The sequence below is a fragment of the Pseudomonas sp. GW821-FHT09D08 genome, assembly GCF_059416305.1.
Genome location: NZ_JBWKOX010000016.1, coordinates 55,760 through 73,964, shown reverse-complemented (window position 1 = coordinate 73,964; position 18,205 = coordinate 55,760). Strand labels below are relative to the sequence as shown.

Here is an 18,205-nt window from a genome sequence, read left to right as displayed (position 1 = left end):
CTTCAAAGAGAAGGGTGTTTTCCCATGACGACTATTTTCGATCCGATCAAACTGGGCGACCTGGAGCTGTCGAACCGCATCATCATGGCACCGCTGACCCGCTGCCGCGCCGATGCCGGCCGCGTACCCAACGCACTGATGGCCGAGTACTACGTGCAACGTGCTTCCGCCGGGCTGATCCTCAGCGAAGCCACTTCGGTGACACCGCTGGGCGTGGGCTACCCGGACACGCCGGGCATCTGGTCCAACGACCAGGTGCGCGGCTGGGCCAACATCACCAAGGCCGTGCATGGCGCAGGGGGCAAGATCTTCCTGCAACTGTGGCACGTCGGCCGCATTTCCCACGCGTCCTACCTGAACGGCGAAACCCCGGTGGCGCCGAGCGCGATCCAGGCTAAAGGTCACGTCAGCCTGGTGCGCCCATTGGCCGACTACCCGACGCCGCGCGCCCTGGAAACCGCTGAAATCGCCGACATCGTCGACGCTTACCGCACCGGCGCCGAGAACGCCAAGGCCGCAGGCTTTGATGGCGTGGAGATCCACGGCGCCAACGGCTACCTGCTCGACCAGTTCCTGCAAAGCAGCACCAATAAGCGCACCGACAACTATGGTGGGTCCCTGGAAAACCGTGCACGCCTGCTGTTGGAAGTGACCGATGCGGCCATCGAGGTCTGGGGCCCTGGCCGTGTGGGTGTGCATTTGGCACCGCGCGCCGATGCCCACGACATGGGCGACGACAACCTGAAGGAGACCTTCACCTACGTCGCCAGCGAGCTGGGCAAGCGTGGTATCGCCTTCATCTGCTCCCGTGAAAAGGCAGGTGCGGACAGCCTCGGTCCTCAATTGAAAAAGGCCTTTGGCGGCGTGTACATCGCCAACGAACGTTTCACCAAGGACAGTGCCAATGCCTGGCTGGCCGAAGGCAAAGCGGATGCGGTGGCCTGGGGTGTGCCGTTCATTGCCAACCCGGACCTGCCAGCACGCCTGAAAGCCGATGCGCCGTTGAACGAAGCGCATCCGGAAACCTTCTACGGCCAGGGCCCGGTGGGCTACATCGATTACCCGACGCTGCCACTGTAATCACCCGACACGCGAAACCAAATGAGGGAGGGGGCTTGCTCCCGATGGCGGTGCGTCAGTCACTGTATGTGTTGACTGAACCACGGCCATCGGGGGCAAGCCCCCTCCCACATTGTTGACACGATGTTGCCCTGGGAAACACTCCTTAACAGCCTTGCAACAAAATCCCTACAAAATACTTAGGCGGCTATGTATCAACCGCCCGCCAGCCCGTATATAAAGTCACCCCACCTATCAGGCAGAAGGACGATTGACGGTCCTTAGGCTTTACTGTTGACACAACCTGATGCAATTACGCATTTTGTCTCAATTGCGCAGGCTGGGGCTCAGGCGCAGCATATCGAGCCCTGCATCCACCCAGCGTTCGGCCTCCTGATGTAGCTGGAAGCTGTCGGGTACCAGCAGCCACTGGCCAATCAGCCCGTTGATGTAGGCATGGATGCACGCTGCGCCACGGGTGGTGTCGAGGTTTTCCGGAAGTTGCCCGCGATGGACCGCGTTGCGCAGTGTCAGGCTGATGCGCAGGTTGCATTCCAGGCTGTGGGTCTGGCGCTGACGGCGCATGTCGCACATTTCATCGGTGAATTCGCACTTATGAAACAAAATCTCATTGATGCGCCGGGTTTTCGGGTCCAGGGCCACCTGATGAAACAAATGAATCAGCAGCTTGCGCATGCACCCCAACGGATCGACTTCGTCCTCGCTTTCACTGGCCCTGGCCAATTCGTCCAGTGGCTCATGCAGCGTGTCCAGCAGGGCCTGCAACAGATCGGATTTATTACTGAAGTGCCAATAAATGGCGCCCCGCGTGACGCCGGCCAGCGCAGCGATATCCGCCAGCGTCGTCCGTGCAACGCCGCGTTCATAAAAGGCTTGCTCGGCGGCTTCGAGAATTTGGCTGCGCGTTTCCTGAGCTTCCTCTTTAGTGCGACGAACCATGGCAGTACAACCTCAATCAGGACACATAAGACTATCGTTAACGCAGTGTTAATAGATGTTAACGATCATCCGAATATTTGTGGGACGACACCGTCATGGGCGCCGAACGTAATGGAATCGAGACTTTTGGCCTGCTTTGTCAACAATCCGCGAAGCCTGTCAAGAGTTTACAAACAACCATGAACGTAAGTATATTGCGTAGCAAGCTACTTATCTACTCACAGCTTGTTTTTTACCCTTCCACACTTCTTGTGCGCACCCTGCGCGCCTGACCCGAGGATCTTCATGCAACTTAAGCCAGCTGTTACCGCTCTGGTCACTGCCGTCGCCCTGGCATCGCTGCTCAGCGGATGTAAAAAGGAAGAAGCGGCTCCGCCCGCTCAAGTCCCTCAGGTCGGCGTGGTCACCATTCAACCGCAAGCCTATACCCTGACGTCCGAGCTGCCCGGCCGCACCACCGCCTACCGCATCGCGGAGGTTCGCCCGCAGGTCAACGGCATCATCCTCAAGCGCCTGTTCAAGGAAGGCGCGGATGTGAAGGAAGGCCAGCAGCTCTATCAGATCGATCCGTCGGTCTATGACGCCACGCTGAAAAGCGCACAAGCCAGCCTGACCCAGACCAAGTCCATCTCCGACCGCTACAAGCAGTTGGTCGATGAGCAAGCCGTCAGCCGCCAGGAATACGACACCGCCGTGGCCAACCGCATGACTGCGGAAGCAAACGTGCAAACCGCCCAGATCAACGTGCGCTACACCAAAGTGTTCGCGCCGATCTCCGGGCGTATCGGTCGTTCTTCGGTGACCGAAGGCGCGCTGGTCAGCAATGGCCAGGCCGATGCCATGGCGGTAATCCAGCAACTGGACCCGATCTACGTCGACGTCACGCAGTCTTCAGCTGAAATGCTGAAACTGCGCCGCGACCTGGAAAGCGGCCAACTGGAAAAAGCCGGCGCCAACGCCGCCAAGGTCAAGCTGACCCTGGAAGACGGCAGCGACTACGGCCATGACGGCAAGCTGGAATTCTCCGAAGTCTCGGTCGACCAGACCACCGGCTCCGTGACCCTGCGCGCCGTGTTCCCCAACCCTGACCACACCCTGCTGCCGGGCATGTTCGTGCACGCCCAACTGCAAGCCGGTGTGAACAGCAAGGCGATCCTCGCGCCACAGCAAGGCGTGACCCGCGACCTCAAGGGCATCCCGACAGCGCTGGTGGTCAACGCCGACAACAAGGTCGAGCAGCGTGTGCTGGTGGCCAACCGCACCGCCGGCGCCTATTGGCTGGTGGAGAAAGGCCTGAACGCCGGTGACCGCGTGATCACCGAAGGCCTGCAGTACGTCAAGCCGGGTGTGGAGGTCAAGGTCAAGGAGGCTGACAACGCCAAGCCCGCCGGTTCCGCCGCTGCTCCTGCTGCCGCGCCTGGCCAGGGGGAGTAATCCATGTCGAAATTTTTTATCGACCGTCCCATTTTCGCCTGGGTAATTGCCCTGGTGATCATGCTGGTCGGGGCGCTGTCGATCCTGAAGTTGCCCATCAACCAATACCCGGCCATCGCGCCAACCGCCATCGACATCCAGGTGACCTACCCAGGCGCGTCCGCACAAACCGTGCAGGACACCGTGGTGCAGGTCATCGAGCAACAGCTCAACGGTATCGACAACCTGCGTTATGTGGCCTCGGACAGTAACTCCGACGGCAGCATGACCATCACCGCGACGTTCAACCAGGGTACCAACCCGGACATCGCCCAGGTGCAAGTGCAGAACAAGCTGAACCTGGCGACCCCATTGCTGCCGCAGGAAGTGCAGCAGCAGGGTATCCGCGTAACCAAGTCGGTGAAAAACTTCCTGATGGTGATCGGTCTGGTGTCGGAAGACGGCAGCATGACCAAGGATGACTTGTCCAACTACATCGTTTCCAACATCCAGGACCCGATTTCCCGGACCGCAGGTGTGGGTGACTTCCAGGTGTTCGGTTCGCAGTACGCCATGCGTATCTGGCTGGACCCGGCCAAGCTGAACAACTTCCAGCTCACGCCGGTGGATGTCAGCACGGCCATCTCGGCACAGAACGTCCAGGTGGCCACCGGTCAATTGGGCGGCCTGCCTGCCCTGCCCGGCAACCAGCTGAACGCCACCATCATCGGCAAGACCCGACTGCAGACGGCGGAGCAGTTCGGCAATATCCTCATGAAAGTCAATGCCGACGGCTCACAGGTTCGCCTGCGTGACGTGGCGCGTATCGAACTCGGCGGCCAGAACTACAGCATCAGCGCGCAGTTCAACGGCAACCCGGCTTCCGGTATGGCGATCAAGCTCGCGTCGGGCGCCAACGCCCTGGACACCGCCAAGGCCATCCGTGCCACCGTGGCGTCCCTGGAACCGTTCTTCCCGCCTGGCATGAAGGCGGTGGTGCCGTATGACACCACCCCAGTCGTGACCGAATCGATCTCCGGTGTAGTGCACACCCTGATCGAAGCGATCGTGCTGGTGTTCCTGGTGATGTTCCTGTTCCTGCAGAACTTCCGCGCCACCATCATCACCACCATGACCGTACCGGTGGTATTGCTGGGTACCTTCGGGATCCTCGCGGCGTTCGGTTTCACCATCAACACATTGACCATGTTCGGCATGATCCTCGCCATCGGCCTGCTGGTGGACGACGCCATCGTCGTGGTGGAAAACGTCGAGCGGGTAATGGCCGAGGAGCACCTGTCGCCGAAAGAGGCGACGGTCAAGTCCATGGGCCAGATCCAGGGCGCCCTGGTGGGTATTGCCCTGGTACTGTCGGCGGTACTGTTGCCGATGGCGTTCTTCGGCGGCTCCACCGGTGTGATCTACAAACAGTTCTCCATCACCATCGTTTCGGCCATGGCGTTGTCGGTACTGGTTGCCCTGATCTTCACCCCGGCCCTGTGCGCCACCATGCTCAAGCCGATCGACCCGGAAAAACACGGCCAACCCAAGCGCGGTTTCTTCGGCTGGTTCAACCGCACCTTCGACCGTGGCGTACTGAGCTACGAGCGCGGCGTGGGTAACATGATCAAGCACAAGATCCCGGCGTTCCTGGTGTACGCCCTGATCATCGCCGGCATGATCTGGCTGTTCATGCGCATCCCGGCTGCGTTCCTGCCCGATGAAGACCAGGGTGTGATCTTTGCCCAGGTGCAGACCCCGGTAGGTTCGTCGGCTGAACGCACGCAAAAAGTCATCGACGACATGCGCGCCTACCTGCTCAATGACAAGGAAGGCGAGCCGGGCGAAGGCAAAGGCGTGAAATCGGTGTTTACCGTGAACGGCTTCAACTTCGCCGGTCGTGGCCAGAGTTCGGGCCTGGCCTTCGTGATGCTCAAGCCGTGGGATGAGCGCGACTCGTCCACCTCGGTGTTCGAGATTGCCAAGCGTGCCCAGGGTTACTTCATGCAGACCTTCCAGGACGCCATGGTGTTTGCCATTGTGCCGCCGTCTGTACTGGAACTCGGTAACGCCACCGGTTTCGACGTGTTCCTGCAAGACCAGGGCGGTGTCGGCCATGAAAAGCTGATGGCGGCGCGTAACCAGTTCCTGGGCATGGCTGCCCAGAGCAAGATCCTGGCCGGTGTGCGCCCCAACGGCGTGAACGATGAGCCGCAATACGAGCTCACCGTCGACGACGAGAAGGCCAGTGCCCAGGGCATCACGCTGTCCAACATCAACCAGACCCTGGCGATTGCCTTGGGTGGCAGCTACGTCAACGACTTCATCGACCGTGGTCGGGTGAAGAAGGTTTACGTGCAAGGTGAAGCCGCCAGCCGGATGTCCCCGGAAGACCTGAACAAATGGTACGTGCGCAGCGACTCCGGGAAGATGGTGCCGTTGTCGGCCATCGCCTCGGGCAAGTGGATCTACGGCTCGCCGAAGCTCTCGCGTTATAACGGTGTAGCGGCGATGGAAATCCTCGGTACCCCGGCACCGGGCTACAGTACCGGTGACGCCATGGCCGAAGTCGAACGCATCGCCAAGCAACTGCCGGCGGGCGTGGGCTACGCCTGGACGGGCCTGTCGTATGAAGAACGCCTGTCCGGCTCCCAGGCGCCGGCACTGTATGCGCTGTCACTGCTGGTGGTGTTCCTGTGCCTCGCGGCGCTGTACGAAAGCTGGTCGATCCCGATCGCAGTGATCCTGGTGGTTCCACTGGGCGTGGTGGGTGCCTTGATCGCCACCAGCATGCGCGGCTTGTCCAACGACGTGTTCTTCCAGGTGGGTTTGCTGGTGACGGTGGGCCTGGCAGCGAAGAACGCCATCCTGATCGTGGAGTTCGCCAAGGAACTCCACGAGCAAGGCAAAGGCATAGTCGAGGCGGCCATCGAGGCCTCGCGGATGCGCCTGCGGCCGATCATCATGACCTCCATGGCGTTCGTCCTCGGCGTGTTGCCGCTGGCGATCTCCTCGGGCGCCGGCTCAGGCAGCCAGCACGCAATCGGTACCGGTGTAATTGGTGGCATGATCACGGCCACGGTGTTGGCGATCTTCTGGGTCCCCCTGTTCTTCGCGAGCGTGTCCGCCATGGGCGAACGTAAAAAGACTGAACCTAAGCAAACTCCTCAAGAGGCTGGCCAATGAGCAAGTCGCTACTCTCCTTAGCCGTCACCGCATTCGTGCTCAGTGGCTGCTCGCTGATCCCTGACTACCAGCGCCCTGAAGCGCCGGTGGCAGCTCAGTTCCCACAGGGGCCGGCGTATTCGTCGGCCCAGGCGCCGGGCCAGGCCGCTGCCGAGCAGGGCTGGAAGCAGTTTTTCCATGACCCTGCCCTGCAACAGCTGATCCAGACCGCGCTGGTGAACAACCGTGACCTGCGTGTCGCGGCGCTGAACATCGACGCGTATGCGGCGCAGTACCAGATCCAGCGTGCCGACCTGTTCCCGGCCGTATCGGCCACGGGCAGCGGCAGCCGTTCGCGCACCCCGGCCAAGCTGTCGCAGACCGGCGAATCGACCATCACCAGCCAGTACTCGGCCGGCCTCGGGATCAGTTCTTATGAGCTGGACCTGTTCGGTCGTGTGCGCAGCCTGAGTGAAGAAGCGCTGCAAAAGTACTTCGCCACTGAAGAAGCACGGCGCAGCACCCAGATCAGCCTGGTGGCCAGCGTGGCGAATGCCTACCTGACCTGGCAGGCCGACAAGGAACTGCTCAAGCTGACCCAGGACACCCTCGGCGCGTACGAGCAGAGCTTCAAACTGACCTCGCGCAGCAATGAAGTCGGCGTGGCTTCGGCCCTCGACCTCAGCCAGGCGCGCACCTCGGTGGAAAATGCCCGCGTGGCACTGGCACGCTACACCCGCCAGGTGGCCCAGGACGAAAACAACCTGACCCTGCTGCTGGGCACCGGCCTGCCGACGAATATCGCCAGCAAGCCGCTGTCGGATGACCTGCTCAGCGACGTACCGGCCGGCTTGCCCTCCGACCTGCTGCAACGTCGTCCCGACATCGTGCAGGCCGAGTACAACCTCAAGGCCGCCAACGCCAACATCGGTGCGGCCCGTGCAGCGTTCTTCCCGAGCATCAGCCTGACCGCCAGCGCCGGTACCGCCAGCCCTACCCTGGGCGGCCTGTTCAAAGGCGGTTCGGGCACCTGGTCGTTCGCCCCGCAGATCAACATCCCGATCTTCAACGCCGGCAGCCTGCGCGCCAGCCTGGACTATTCGAAGATCCAGAAAGAGATCAACGTGGCGAACTACGAGAAGGCGATCCAGACCGGCTTCCAGGAAGTCTCCGACGGCCTCGCCGCGCGTGAGACCTACAAGCAGCAGCTGGAGGCCCAGCGTGGCTTCGTCGCGGCCAACCAGGATTACTACCGCCTGGCCGAGCGTCGCTACCGCATCGGTGTCGACAGCAACCTGACCTTCCTCGACGCCCAGCGCCAACTGTTCAGTGCCCAGCAATCGCTGATCACCGACCGCCTGGCGCAGCTGACCAGCGAGGTCAACCTGTACAAGGCCCTCGGTGGTGGCTGGAACGAGCAGACCGCGAAGAACGAGCCGTTGAAAGAAGAAGCACCGGCGTTGAAGTTGTTCTGATAGCGCCGTTGTAAACAAAACCGCTTGCCTTACTGGAAGCGGTTTTTTTATGCCCGGTCATCGGGGCCTTGCGATGGACGGAATGTTTTTGTGGCGAGCCACAAAGCGCTCCCGCCTTGCTTTGCGCTCAACCTTTCAGGTTAAAATCTGTCACAGATTCTTACAGACCACAGAGGGAGCTTGTCGTAATGATCGTAGGAATCGACCTGGGGACCACCAACAGTCTCGCAGCCGTCTGGCGCGGCGATGCCGCCGAAATGGTGCCCAATGCCCTGGGCCAGTTGCTGACCCCCAGCGTGGTCGGGCTGGATGACCAAGGCCGTGTCCTGGTAGGCCAGGCCGCCAAAGAGCGCCTGCACACCCATCCGCACCTGACCACCTCGCTGTTCAAGCGCTACATGGGCAGCGCCACCGAAGTGCGCCTGGGCGACCGCTCGTTCCGCCCCGAAGAACTCTCGGCGCTGGTACTCAAAAGCCTCAAGGAAGACATCGAGCGCACCTACGGCCAAACCGTTACCGACGCGGTGATCAGCGTGCCCGCCTATTTCAGTGACGGCCAACGCAAGGCCACGCGCATCGCCGGTGAACTGGCGGGGCTCAGCGTTGAGAAACTGATCAACGAACCGACCGCCGCGGCCTTGGCCTACGGCCTGCACCAGCGGGATAAAGAAACCTCGTTCCTGGTCTTCGACCTTGGCGGCGGCACCTTCGACGTGTCGATCATCGAGCTGTTCGACGGGGTGATGGAAGTGCGTGCCAGCGCCGGCGACAACTTTCTCGGCGGCGAAGACTTCGACACCCTGTTGCTCGAACACTTTGTCGACAGCCAACGCAACGCCACGGGTTTCCCGCCCACCAGCACGGTGCTGCAAGCCCTGCGCCGCGAAGCCGAGCGCGTACGCAAAGCCTTGGGCCAGGACGACAGCGCCGAGTTCGCCCTGCGCGTCGACGGCCAGCAATGGACAAAAACCATCACCCAACAGGAACTGGCCAAGCTCTACACGCCGCTGCTGGAACGCCTGCGCGCGCCGATCGAACGCGCCCTGCGCGATGCGCGGATTCGGGTCGGCGACCTGGATGAAATCCTGCTGGTGGGCGGTACCACACGCATGCCGCTGGTACGTAAGCTTGCTGCAGGCCTGTTCGGGCGCTTTCCGTCCATCAGCCTCGACCCCGACCAGGTGGTCGCCCATGGTGCGGCGATCCAGGCCGCGCTCAAGGCCCGTTCCGCCGCCCTCGAAGAAGTGGTGCTGACCGACGTCTGCCCCTACACCCTGGGCATCGAAACCTCCAACCAGTACGGCGGCCATATCGAGAGCGGCCATTACCTGCCGTTGATCGAACGCAACAGTAGCGTGCCGGTCAGCCGGGTCAAAAGCGTGGTCACCCTGCACGACGACCAGGCCCACGTGCTGCTGAAGATCTACCAGGGCGAAAGCCGCCTGGTCAAAGACAACATCGAGCTGGGCCAACTGGATATTCCGGTGCCCAAGCGCAAGGCCGGTGAAGTCTCCCTGGACGTGCGTTTCACCTACGACAACAACGGCCTGCTGGAAGCCCAGGTGAATATCCCGCTGACCGGCGAGCAGCATTCGCTGGTGATCGAGAACAACCCCGGCGTGCTCAACCCGCAGGAGATCCAGCAACGCCTGCAAGCCCTGGCGCAATTGAAGGTCCACCCCCGCGACCAGCAGGTCAATACCGTGCTCGTCGCCCGCCTCGAACGGCTCTACCAGGAAAACCTCGGCGAGCTGCGCGAACAGCTCGGGCATTGGGCGGCGCAATTCCAGCAGGTACTCGACACCCAGGACGAACGCCGCATCCGCGAAGCGCGCAGCGAACTGAGCCGTCAACTTGAGCAACTCGACAACGGGTTCTGGCGCTGAGGGCACACCGATGGATTGCTGGACCGTACTGCAACTGCCGGATGACGCCGACGAGCGCAGCATCAAGCGCAGCTATGCACGGCTGCTGAAAAGCTGCCGCCCGGACGACGACGCCCAAGGCTTCCAGCGCCTGCGCGAGGCCTATGAACACGCGCTGAGTGAAGCACGCTGGCGGGCGGATAACGAAGAGGCAGAACCCGTCCAGGCGCCCGTGGCCGAAGCGGTCTACGCCAACCTGAATGACCTGGCCGAACTGCTGGACATCAGCCCCGTCAGCCCTGCGCCCTTCGACGCCCCCACACCGGACCCGGCCCAGGCCCTGCTCGACGGCCTTAACGCGCGTAACCTCGATGAACGCTGGGCCCAGGCTCGGCAACAGGGTTGCACCGAGGCGTTCCAGGCCGGCCTGTTGCGCCATTGTTTCGAAACACCGGGCGAACGCAGCGCCATCGCCGCTTGGGCCGCGCAACACCTGGAATGGCTGACGCCCTGGCAGCAGGTGGCGATGACGTCCTGGCAATACGAAGCACTGACCGGCGAGCTGCTGCAAGACTACCGCCGCACCCTGCAGGAACTGCTGGAGCAAAAGGCCGAGCGCGAGTTCATCACCCAGCTCACGCAGTACAACGACCAACCCTGGCTGCGGGTGTTCGACCTGCAACAGCAATGGCAGCGCATCGTCCTGCACCTGCTGCATGACACCCAGTGGAGCGTGCCGCTGTTCGAGCGGGTGTGCCAGGCATTCGGCTGGGACGACCAGAAAGGCGTGTACCCGGAACCGGCGTGGATGTGGCGCGAATTGGTGTCGCGTTGTGAGCAGGAAAGTTTCTACGCCAACTTGCAGGACAAGGCCCAGGACACGCGGCGCACATCAGCCGATGCCCTGGCCGCGCGCCTGCTGCTGACGCCGATGTCCGCCACGCAACACAAACGCATGATCGATGGGTTTGGCGAGAACGAGTGGAACGCCTGCCAGCACCTGGCGCAAACACTGACCTGGCGCTATCCGCAACTGGTCGAGCGCCTGCCTCAAACAGACCTGTTCTTTTGGCGCAAATTCGTGCCCCGGCCGATCTACACCCAGGTGTTTATCCGGCTATGGGCCGTCTTCGCTTTGGGGCTTGGCCTGAGCATCGCCCACGATAAGCCAGACAGAATGGACGGGATGTCGCTGGTCATTTTCATGCTGATGGCGTTCGTGCCGGCGGCCGTTGGCTTTCGCGTCACCCAAATGTGGGCCGGGATGAGTTCAACCTATCGGGTGCTGGATGTGTGGCTGAGCCAGTACCTGATCCCCAAGCGAATCAACCCCAACGACTACTGGCTGGTGATTCGCCACGGCGTACCGCAGGCGATCATGCTGGTGGCCTGCGGCTTGATGCTCGGCGTACTGGGTGCGGTGACCTATGCCGGCGCGCTGCTGATCAACCTGCTGCACAAAAAACGCATCGGTCATATGAGCCAGAAGTTCGCCGAAGGCTACCCCTGGTTGAACGGCCTGCACTGGGCCTTCTGGAGCCCTCTGCAAGGGGTGTTCCTGGTGGTGATGGTGGCGCTGATCATTGCCGCCCAGCATTATTTGCCGGCGGTGCCCTGGACCCACTTCGACCTGCCCAAGCGATAACCCCGCAGTACCGGGCCTTTGCGCCCGGCAACTTGCGTTCGATCATCGCCCACAACCCGCCCTGCCCCGATTGAACCGCCCCCGCACCGCCCCGCACCATGGCCGCCACCTGCATAAACCCAATAACAACAGGTCCACCACCATGAGCACTTTTCACCCGCGCCGGCTCCTGCTGGCCACCGCTATCGCCAGTCTTGCCCTGCCCGTCGTCGCCGAAGAACACGGTTTTCTGGAGGACGCCAGCGCCAACCTCAACCTGCGTAATTTCTTCTTCAACCGCAATTTCACCAACCCCACCAAAACCCAGGGTGGCGCGCAGGAGTGGACACAGAGTTTCATCCTCGACGCCAAGTCCGGCTTTACCCAAGGCACCGTCGGTTTCGGTGTGGATGTGCTGGGGCTGTACTCGTTGAAGCTCGATGGCGGGCGCGGTACCGGCGGCACCCAGCTGTTGCCGCTGGACCACGATGGCCGCCCTGCGGATGAATTCGGCCGTCTCGGCGTGGCGTTCAAGGCGCGTATTTCCAAGACCGAAGTGAAGGTCGGCGAATGGATGCCGGTGCTGCCGATCCTGCGTGCCGACGATGGCCGCTCCCTGCCGCAAACCCTGCGCGGCGGGCAGATCACCTCGAAGGAAATCGACGGCCTGACCCTGTACGGCGGCCAGTTCCGCGCCAACAGCCCGCGCGACGACAGCAGCATGTCGGACATGTCGATGGTCGGCAAAACCGCGTTCACCTCGGACCGCTTCAACTTCCAGGGCGGCGAGTACGCCTTCAACGACAAACGCACCCAGGTCGGCGTGTGGAACGCCCAGCTCAAGGACATCTACAGCCAGCAGTTCGTCAACCTGATCCACAGCCAGCCCCTGGGCGACTGGACCCTGGGCGCCAACCTCGGGTTCTTCTACGGCAAGGACGACGGCAGCGCCCGCGCCGGCGACCTGGACAACAAGACCTGGTCCGGTCTGTTCTCGGCCAAGTATGGCGGTAACACCTTTTACGTCGGCCTGCAAAAACTCACCGGCAACAGCGCCTGGATGCGCGTCAACGGCACCAGCGGCGGCACCCTGGCCAACGACAGCTACAACTCGAGTTACGACAACGCCGAGGAAAAATCCTGGCAGGTGCGCCACGACTACAACTTCGCCGCCCTCGGCGTACCGGGCCTGACCCTTATGAACCGCTATATCAGCGGCAGCAACGTGCACACCGGCACCATCACCGATGGCAAGGAATGGGGTCGCGAAAGCGAATTGGGTTATACCGTGCAAAGCGGCGTGGTGAAGAACCTCACGGTGCGCTGGCGCAATTCGAGCATGCGCCGCGACTACAGCAACAACGAGTTCGATGAAAACCGGTTGATCGTCAGTTACCCGATAAGTCTGCTGTAATCCGGCGCGGCACTTACTGTATCGTGCGCGCCTGCCGCTGCTGATCCGCCCAGCAGCGGCCTCTTATCCGAGCCTGCGCACACCATGAAATCCTTTGCCATCGCATCCGCCGTGCTTGCCCTGGCCTTGAGCCTCAGCGGCTGTATCGGCGCGCCCATCGCCCTGACCGCGCAGACCGAGCAACGCCTGCAAGCCCAGGCGCCGATCCGTTTTTTACTGACCTTCGATGACGGCCCCAGCGCCTCGGGTTACAACAACCCCAGCCGTTCAGTGCTCGCAGACCTGGCGCACAACCCGGTGCTGCCGGGGATCAAGGCGGTGTTCTTCCTACAGACCGAATCATCGCGTTCCGGCGGCAGCTCGCGGGGTCGCAAGACGATGGCGCGTGAATACGCCGGCGGGCATGTGCTGGCTTTTCACACTGCCACGACCTTTCATACCAACCACCGCTGGCTGAATGATGCCGAGCTGGAGCGCACCCTCAGCCAGGGCGCGAGCGATATCGCCTCGATCACCGGCGCGCCGCCCGTGCTGGTCCGCCCGCCGTTCTGGAACTACGACCGGCGCACCTTCGCCGCCTACCAGCGCCATGGCATGCAGGTCCTGCTGACCGACCTGAGCGCCAATGACGGCAAGATCTGGGGCTTCAATGGCAGCCCAAGGCGCCGCGCCAACCTGTATCGACAACTGTCGGTGGTGCGCGAGCGCATCGCGCTGGGGGAGCTACCGACGGTGGACGGCGTGATACCGGTGGTGGTGACCTTCCACGATATCAACCGCTATACCGCGCGGCATATGCAGGAATACCTGCAGATCCTGCTGGACAGCGCACGAGTCAATGGCATGAAGACGGCTGCCGAACCGTTCTACACCGATACGGCCGCCCTGCAACGCGCGGCGCTGGCGCGTACGGTCAAAGACGTGAATGAAGCCGTGCATCTGCCGGGCGTGTGGAATTGGGTGTGGGACGCCGACTCCCACTGATCACTCGCGCGACTCGACACCCAGCTCATCCCATACAGACTCCGCCAGGTGAAACGTGGCATTCGCCGCCGGGATCCCGCAATAGATCGCGCTCTGCATCAGCACTTCCTTGATCTCGGCACGGGTTACGCCATTGCTGGCGGCGGCGCGCAGGTGCAGCTTGAGCTCTTCATTGCGGTTCATGCCGATCAGCATGGCGATGGTGATCAGGCTGCGGGTGTGGCGAGGCAGCCCGGGGCGGGTCCAGATGTCGCCCCAGGCGTGGCGGGTGATCATGTCCTGGAACTCGCTGTTGAACTCGGTCAAGGCATTGAGGCTGCGGTCGACATGGGCATCGCCCAGCACTTCGCGGCGCACCTGCAGGCCGTCGGCGTAACGTTGTTTCTCGTCCACAAAAAACTCCTGGTTCAATAAAATTTCAACTCGATGACCTGTGGCGAGCGGGCTCCTGTGGTGAGCGGGCTTGCCCCGCGCTGGGCTGCGAAGCAGCCCCAATACGGACGCCGAATTATTTCAGACAGACCGTGGCGCCTGATTTGGGGCCGCTTCGCGCCCCAGCGCGGGGCAAGCCCGCTCACCACAAGAAGCCCGCTCACCACAAGAAGCCCGCTCGCCACAGGAAGCCCACTTGCCACAACGAGCCAGTTGCCACAACAGCGGCCTCAGCGGGCCAGCAGGAATTTGATAACCCGGTCACTGAATGCAGCGCCAGCCTGTACGTTGGACAGGTGCGCGGCGTAGAACTCGGCGTACTCGGCGCCCTGCACATGGTGCTGGATAAAGTGACCACCGGCCGGTGGGGTGACGGCGTCTTCAGTGCCGGCAATCACCAGGGTTGGCGCCTTGATATTCGACACCTGCTCACGGAAATCCGCATCACGCACGGCGGCGCAGTTGGCCGCGTAACCTGGGGGCGAAGTCGCGGCAAGCATGTCGGTGATCTGCTTGGCCTGGTGCGGGTTGGCTGCCGCAAAATCGGCGGTGAACCAACGCGCAATCGAGGCATCGCGCAAGGCCACCATGGCCGCCGCGCCATCCCGCTGGACCATCTCGATCCGTGGGTTCCAGATCTCCGGCGTGCCGATTTTGGCGGCGGTGTTGCACACCACCAGGCGCTGCAGGCGCTCACCGGCATTAATCCCCAGCCATTGGCCGATCAAGCCGCCCATGGACAGCCCGCAAAAGTGCGCACGCTGAATATCCAGCGCATCCAGCAGTGCGATCACGTCGTGGCCCAACTGCTCGATGCTGTACGGTCCCTCGGTCACCAGGGATTTGCCGTGGCCACGGGTGTCGAAACGCAACACCCGGAAATGCTCGGTCAACGCCGGGATCTGGATGTCCCACATATGCAGGTCGGTGCCCAGCGAGTTGGACAGCACCAGCACCGGTGCGTCCACGGGGCCATCGAGTTGGTAATGCAGTTCGCCCTCGGCGAGTTGTACGAAAGCCACAGCGTTCTCCTTAGGCGTTCAATGCAAAGTGTTCGGTGACAGCGCGAGTGACCCAAGTGGGCGCCTGGCCCAGGTAGTGGGCCGGGTCGAGCAGGCGGTCCAACTCGGTGGCGGACAGCTCGGCGGTGACCTGCGGTTCGTCCGCCAGCACCGCGCGCAAGTGGCGCCCTTCTGCGACGGCGCGTTTGCAGCATTGCTCCAGCAGGTGGTGCGCGGTTTCCCGGCCCAGGCGTTGAGCCAGCACGATGCTGACGGCTTCGGCCAGCACCAGGCCTTGGGTCAGGTCGAGGTTGTGGGCCATGCGTCCGGGGTCGACTTCCAACCCTTCGCTCACCAGCAGCGCTTGTTTCAAGGCCCCGGACACCAGGCGGCAAATCTCCGGCAAGGTTTCCCATTCGGCGTGCCACAGGCCCAGGCTGCGTTCGTGTTCCTGGGGCATGGCGCTGAACATCGTCGCCACCAGGCCGGGCACGCGCGTGGCGGTGCTGATCAGCACAGCGGCGCCCACCGGGTTGCGTTTGTGCGGCATGGTCGACGAACCGCCCTTGCCGGGCGCCGACGGCTCGAACACTTCGGCCGCTTCGGTTTGCATCAGCAGGCTGATATCGCGGCCCAGTTTGCCGAGGCTGCCGGCGATCAGGCCCAGGACGGAGGCGAACTCCACCAGACGATCCCGTTGGGTGTGCCAGGGTTGTTCAGGCAAGCTCAGTTGCAACTCCGCCGCCAGCGCCTCGGCCACCGGCACGGCGTGTTCACCGAGTGCCGCCAACGTCCCGGACGCGCCGCCGAATTGCAGCACCAGCAAACGCGGTTGCAGTTCTTTCAAACGCTGGCGACTGCGCGTCACCGCGCCCAGCCAACCGGCAATCTTCATCCCCAGGGTGACCGGCGTCGCGTGCTGTAACCAGGTACGCCCGGCCAACGGCGTCGTCGAATAACGCTGGGCCTGGGCGGCCAGCACGTCGCCCAGACGCGCCAGGTCCGTTTCGATCAACCCCAGGGCCCGGCGCAGTTGCAGCACCAGCCCGGTGTCCATCACGTCCTGGCTGGTCGCGCCCAGGTGCACATAACGTTCGGCCCCGGCATCCCCGCTGGCAATCAACTTGCCCAGCGCCTTCACCAGCGGAATCGCCGAATTCCCCGCCGTGGCAATCGCCACGCCGAGGGCATCCACGTCGTACAGCGACGCCAGGCACGCCTGGGCAATCGGCGCCACGGCGGCCTGGGGGATCAACCCGACCCGGGCCTGCGCCCGGGCGAGCGCGGCTTCGAAATCGAGCATGCCCTGCAGGCGTCCCTGGTCGCAGAACACCTCGGCCATGCTGTCAGCGGTGAAGTAAGCGTCGAACAGTTGATTGCTCGTGCGCAGTGTCATAACTCATCCCTTACAAATCGTGATGCAGGTACGCCGCCTGTTTCGGCAAGCGCAAGCTGAACAGGAAGGCCACCGCCATCATGCCGGTGACATACCAATAGAAGGTGTTTTCCATGCCCATGGATTTGAGGCCCAGGGCCACGTATTCCGCCGAACCGCCGAAGATCGCGTTGGCCACCGCATAGGCCAGGCCCACGCCCAGGGCGCGCACTTGTGGCGGGAACATTTCCGCCTTTACCAGGCCGCTGATCGAGGTGTAGAAGCTGACAATCGCCAGGGCCAGGGTGATCAGCACAAACGCCAGGAACGGACTGCTGACGGTTTTCAAGCTGAGCAGGATCGGCACCGTGCACAGTGTGCCCAACGCGCCGAACCACAGCATCGAGTTACGCCGGCCGATCTTGTCGGCCAGCATGCCGAACAGCGGCTGCATGCACATGTACAGGAACAGCGCGCCGGTCATGATGTAACTGGCGGTCTTGGCGTGCATCCCGGCGGTGTTCACCAGGTACTTCTGCATGTAGGTGGTAAAGGTGTAGAAAATCAGCGAACCGCCTGCGGTGTAGCCGAGCACGGTGATGAATGCCGCCTTATGGTCACGGAACAGCGCGGCGATACTGCCGGCGTCCTTGTCCTCGCGGGTTTCCTTGCTGGTGGTTTCCTTGAGGGTGCGACGCAGCAGCAGGGAGATCACCGCGGCAATCGCGCCGATCACGAACGGAATCCGCCAGCCCCAGGCCCGCAGCTCTTCCTCAGTGAGGATCTGTTGCAGGATCACCACCACCAGCACCGCCAACAGTTGGCCACCGATCAGGGTCACGTACTGGAACGAGGCGAAAAACCCACGCTGGCCCTTGAGCGCGACTTCACTCATGTAGGTCGCAGTGGTGCCATATTCGCCCCCCACCGACAGGCCCTGGAACAGCCGCGCCACCAGCAGCAGGGCCGGGGCCCAGGCGCCGATGTCTTTGTAGGTGGGCAAAAAGGCGATGACCAGGGAACCGGCGCACATCATCAGCACCGAGATCATCATCGAATTCTTGCGCCCGTGCTTATCGGCGACCCGGCCGAACAGCCAGCCGCCGATGGGGCGCATCAGGAAGCCGGCGGCGAACACGCCAGCGGTGTTGAGCAGTTGGACCGTGGGGTCATCCGACGGGAAAAACGCCGGGGCAAAGTAGATGGCGCAGAAGGCATAGACGTAGAAGTCGAACCATTCGACCAGGTTGCCGGAGGAGGCACCGACAATCGCAAAGATCCGTTTGCTGCGCTCTTCTCCGGTGTAGTGACTGGTGGTTGTTGTCATGGTTTTTCACTCAGTGGGAACGGTTATAGCCTAGACATACTTTGCAACAACCATGTTCCGCAAGCAGACTTTTGCGTAGGCAGTGCCTGAACCGGCCCCCTCCCACATCAA

Annotated in this window: 13 protein-coding genes; 8 read left to right on the top strand and 5 right to left on the bottom strand. The window is 62.4% G+C overall.

The features are described from left to right. The first annotated feature begins 24 nt into the window (after positions 1 to 24). On the top strand, positions 25 to 1,080 hold the full coding sequence (locus AC07OP_RS23105; RefSeq protein ID WP_027604390.1) for an alkene reductase: 1,056 nt from the start codon (positions 25 to 27) through the stop codon (positions 1,078 to 1,080). A 306-nt stretch (positions 1,081 to 1,386) separates the two neighbouring features. On the opposite strand, the gene AC07OP_RS23100 is transcribed toward AC07OP_RS23105, so the two are convergent. After that, positions 1,387 to 2,019, bottom strand: coding sequence for a TetR family transcriptional regulator (locus AC07OP_RS23100; RefSeq protein WP_495101007.1), 633 nt, complete (start codon positions 2,017 to 2,019; stop codon positions 1,387 to 1,389). A 285-nt stretch (positions 2,020 to 2,304) separates the two neighbouring features. Between AC07OP_RS23100 and AC07OP_RS23095 the strand changes: the two genes are divergently transcribed. The 7 genes from AC07OP_RS23095 to AC07OP_RS23065 all read left to right on the top strand — a co-directional run bounded on the left by AC07OP_RS23095 (position 2,305) and on the right by AC07OP_RS23065 (position 13,959). Further along, positions 2,305 to 3,453 carry an efflux RND transporter periplasmic adaptor subunit gene (locus tag AC07OP_RS23095; protein ID WP_495101006.1) on the top strand — a complete coding sequence of 383 codons (1,149 nt, stop codon included), beginning with the start codon at positions 2,305 to 2,307 and terminating at the stop codon, positions 3,451 to 3,453. A 3-nt stretch (positions 3,454 to 3,456) separates the two neighbouring features. Then, positions 3,457 to 6,618 (top strand): efflux RND transporter permease subunit, encoded by a 3,162-nt coding sequence (locus tag AC07OP_RS23090; RefSeq protein ID WP_495101005.1) that lies wholly within the window; start codon positions 3,457 to 3,459, stop codon positions 6,616 to 6,618. Further along, a complete protein-coding gene (gene adeC / locus AC07OP_RS23085) occupies positions 6,615 to 8,072 on the top strand; it encodes an AdeC/AdeK/OprM family multidrug efflux complex outer membrane factor (protein ID WP_169898301.1) in 1,458 nt (485 codons plus the stop codon). Before AC07OP_RS23090 ends, adeC begins: the two co-directional genes overlap by 4 nt. A gap of 188 nt (positions 8,073 to 8,260) precedes the next feature. Further along, a complete protein-coding gene (locus tag AC07OP_RS23080) occupies positions 8,261 to 9,958 on the top strand; it encodes a molecular chaperone HscC (protein WP_027604396.1) in 1,698 nt (565 codons plus the stop codon). Between the two features lie 10 nt (positions 9,959 to 9,968). Next, on the top strand, positions 9,969 to 11,582 hold the full coding sequence (locus AC07OP_RS23075) for a J domain-containing protein (protein ID WP_495101004.1): 1,614 nt from the start codon (positions 9,969 to 9,971) through the stop codon (positions 11,580 to 11,582). Between the two features lie 142 nt (positions 11,583 to 11,724). Further along, the gene (locus AC07OP_RS23070) at positions 11,725 to 12,975 is read left to right on the top strand and encodes an OprD family porin (RefSeq protein WP_146475801.1); all 1,251 of its coding nucleotides are present in this window, start codon (positions 11,725 to 11,727) and stop codon (positions 12,973 to 12,975) included. 84 nt (positions 12,976 to 13,059) lie between these two features. Beyond that, the gene (locus tag AC07OP_RS23065; RefSeq protein WP_108573970.1) at positions 13,060 to 13,959 is read left to right on the top strand and encodes a polysaccharide deacetylase family protein; all 900 of its coding nucleotides are present in this window, start codon (positions 13,060 to 13,062) and stop codon (positions 13,957 to 13,959) included. Here AC07OP_RS23065 and pcaC read toward each other — a convergent pair whose 3' ends face one another. The 4 genes from pcaC to AC07OP_RS23045 form a co-directional block, all read right to left on the bottom strand. Further along, the gene (gene pcaC / locus AC07OP_RS23060; protein WP_115485807.1) at positions 13,960 to 14,352 is read right to left on the bottom strand and encodes a 4-carboxymuconolactone decarboxylase; all 393 of its coding nucleotides are present in this window, start codon (positions 14,350 to 14,352) and stop codon (positions 13,960 to 13,962) included. Positions 14,353 to 14,621: 269 nt separating this feature from the next. Further along, positions 14,622 to 15,413, bottom strand: a complete 792-nt coding sequence (gene pcaD, locus AC07OP_RS23055) for a 3-oxoadipate enol-lactonase (RefSeq protein ID WP_495101003.1) — start codon at positions 15,411 to 15,413, stop codon at positions 14,622 to 14,624. A gap of 10 nt (positions 15,414 to 15,423) precedes the next feature. Beyond that, on the bottom strand, positions 15,424 to 16,788 hold the full coding sequence (locus tag AC07OP_RS23050; RefSeq protein WP_495101002.1) for a 3-carboxy-cis,cis-muconate cycloisomerase: 1,365 nt from the start codon (positions 16,786 to 16,788) through the stop codon (positions 15,424 to 15,426). Between the two features lie 10 nt (positions 16,789 to 16,798). Then, positions 16,799 to 18,094, bottom strand: a complete 1,296-nt coding sequence (locus AC07OP_RS23045) for an MFS family transporter (protein ID WP_065938827.1) — start codon at positions 18,092 to 18,094, stop codon at positions 16,799 to 16,801. Positions 18,095 to 18,205 lie beyond the last annotated feature (111 nt).

Bases quoted from the DNA above. Each gene is read 5' to 3' on its own strand.
- AC07OP_RS23105 (WP_027604390.1), top strand. From the start codon at position 25: ATGACGACTATTTTCGATCCGATCAAACTGGGCGACCTGGAGCTGTCG.
- AC07OP_RS23100 (WP_495101007.1), bottom strand. From the start codon at position 2,019: ATGGTTCGTCGCACTAAAGAGGAAGCTCAGGAAACGCGCAGCCAAATT.
- AC07OP_RS23095 (WP_495101006.1), top strand. From the start codon at position 2,305: ATGCAACTTAAGCCAGCTGTTACCGCTCTGGTCACTGCCGTCGCCCTG.
- AC07OP_RS23090 (WP_495101005.1), top strand. From the start codon at position 3,457: ATGTCGAAATTTTTTATCGACCGTCCCATTTTCGCCTGGGTAATTGCC.
- adeC (WP_169898301.1), top strand. From the start codon at position 6,615: ATGAGCAAGTCGCTACTCTCCTTAGCCGTCACCGCATTCGTGCTCAGT.
- AC07OP_RS23080 (WP_027604396.1), top strand. From the start codon at position 8,261: ATGATCGTAGGAATCGACCTGGGGACCACCAACAGTCTCGCAGCCGTC.
- AC07OP_RS23075 (WP_495101004.1), top strand. From the start codon at position 9,969: ATGGATTGCTGGACCGTACTGCAACTGCCGGATGACGCCGACGAGCGC.
- AC07OP_RS23070 (WP_146475801.1), top strand. From the start codon at position 11,725: ATGAGCACTTTTCACCCGCGCCGGCTCCTGCTGGCCACCGCTATCGCC.
- AC07OP_RS23065 (WP_108573970.1), top strand. From the start codon at position 13,060: ATGAAATCCTTTGCCATCGCATCCGCCGTGCTTGCCCTGGCCTTGAGC.
- AC07OP_RS23050 (WP_495101002.1), bottom strand. From the start codon at position 16,788: ATGACACTGCGCACGAGCAATCAACTGTTCGACGCTTACTTCACCGCT.
- AC07OP_RS23045 (WP_065938827.1), bottom strand. From the start codon at position 18,094: ATGACAACAACCACCAGTCACTACACCGGAGAAGAGCGCAGCAAACGG.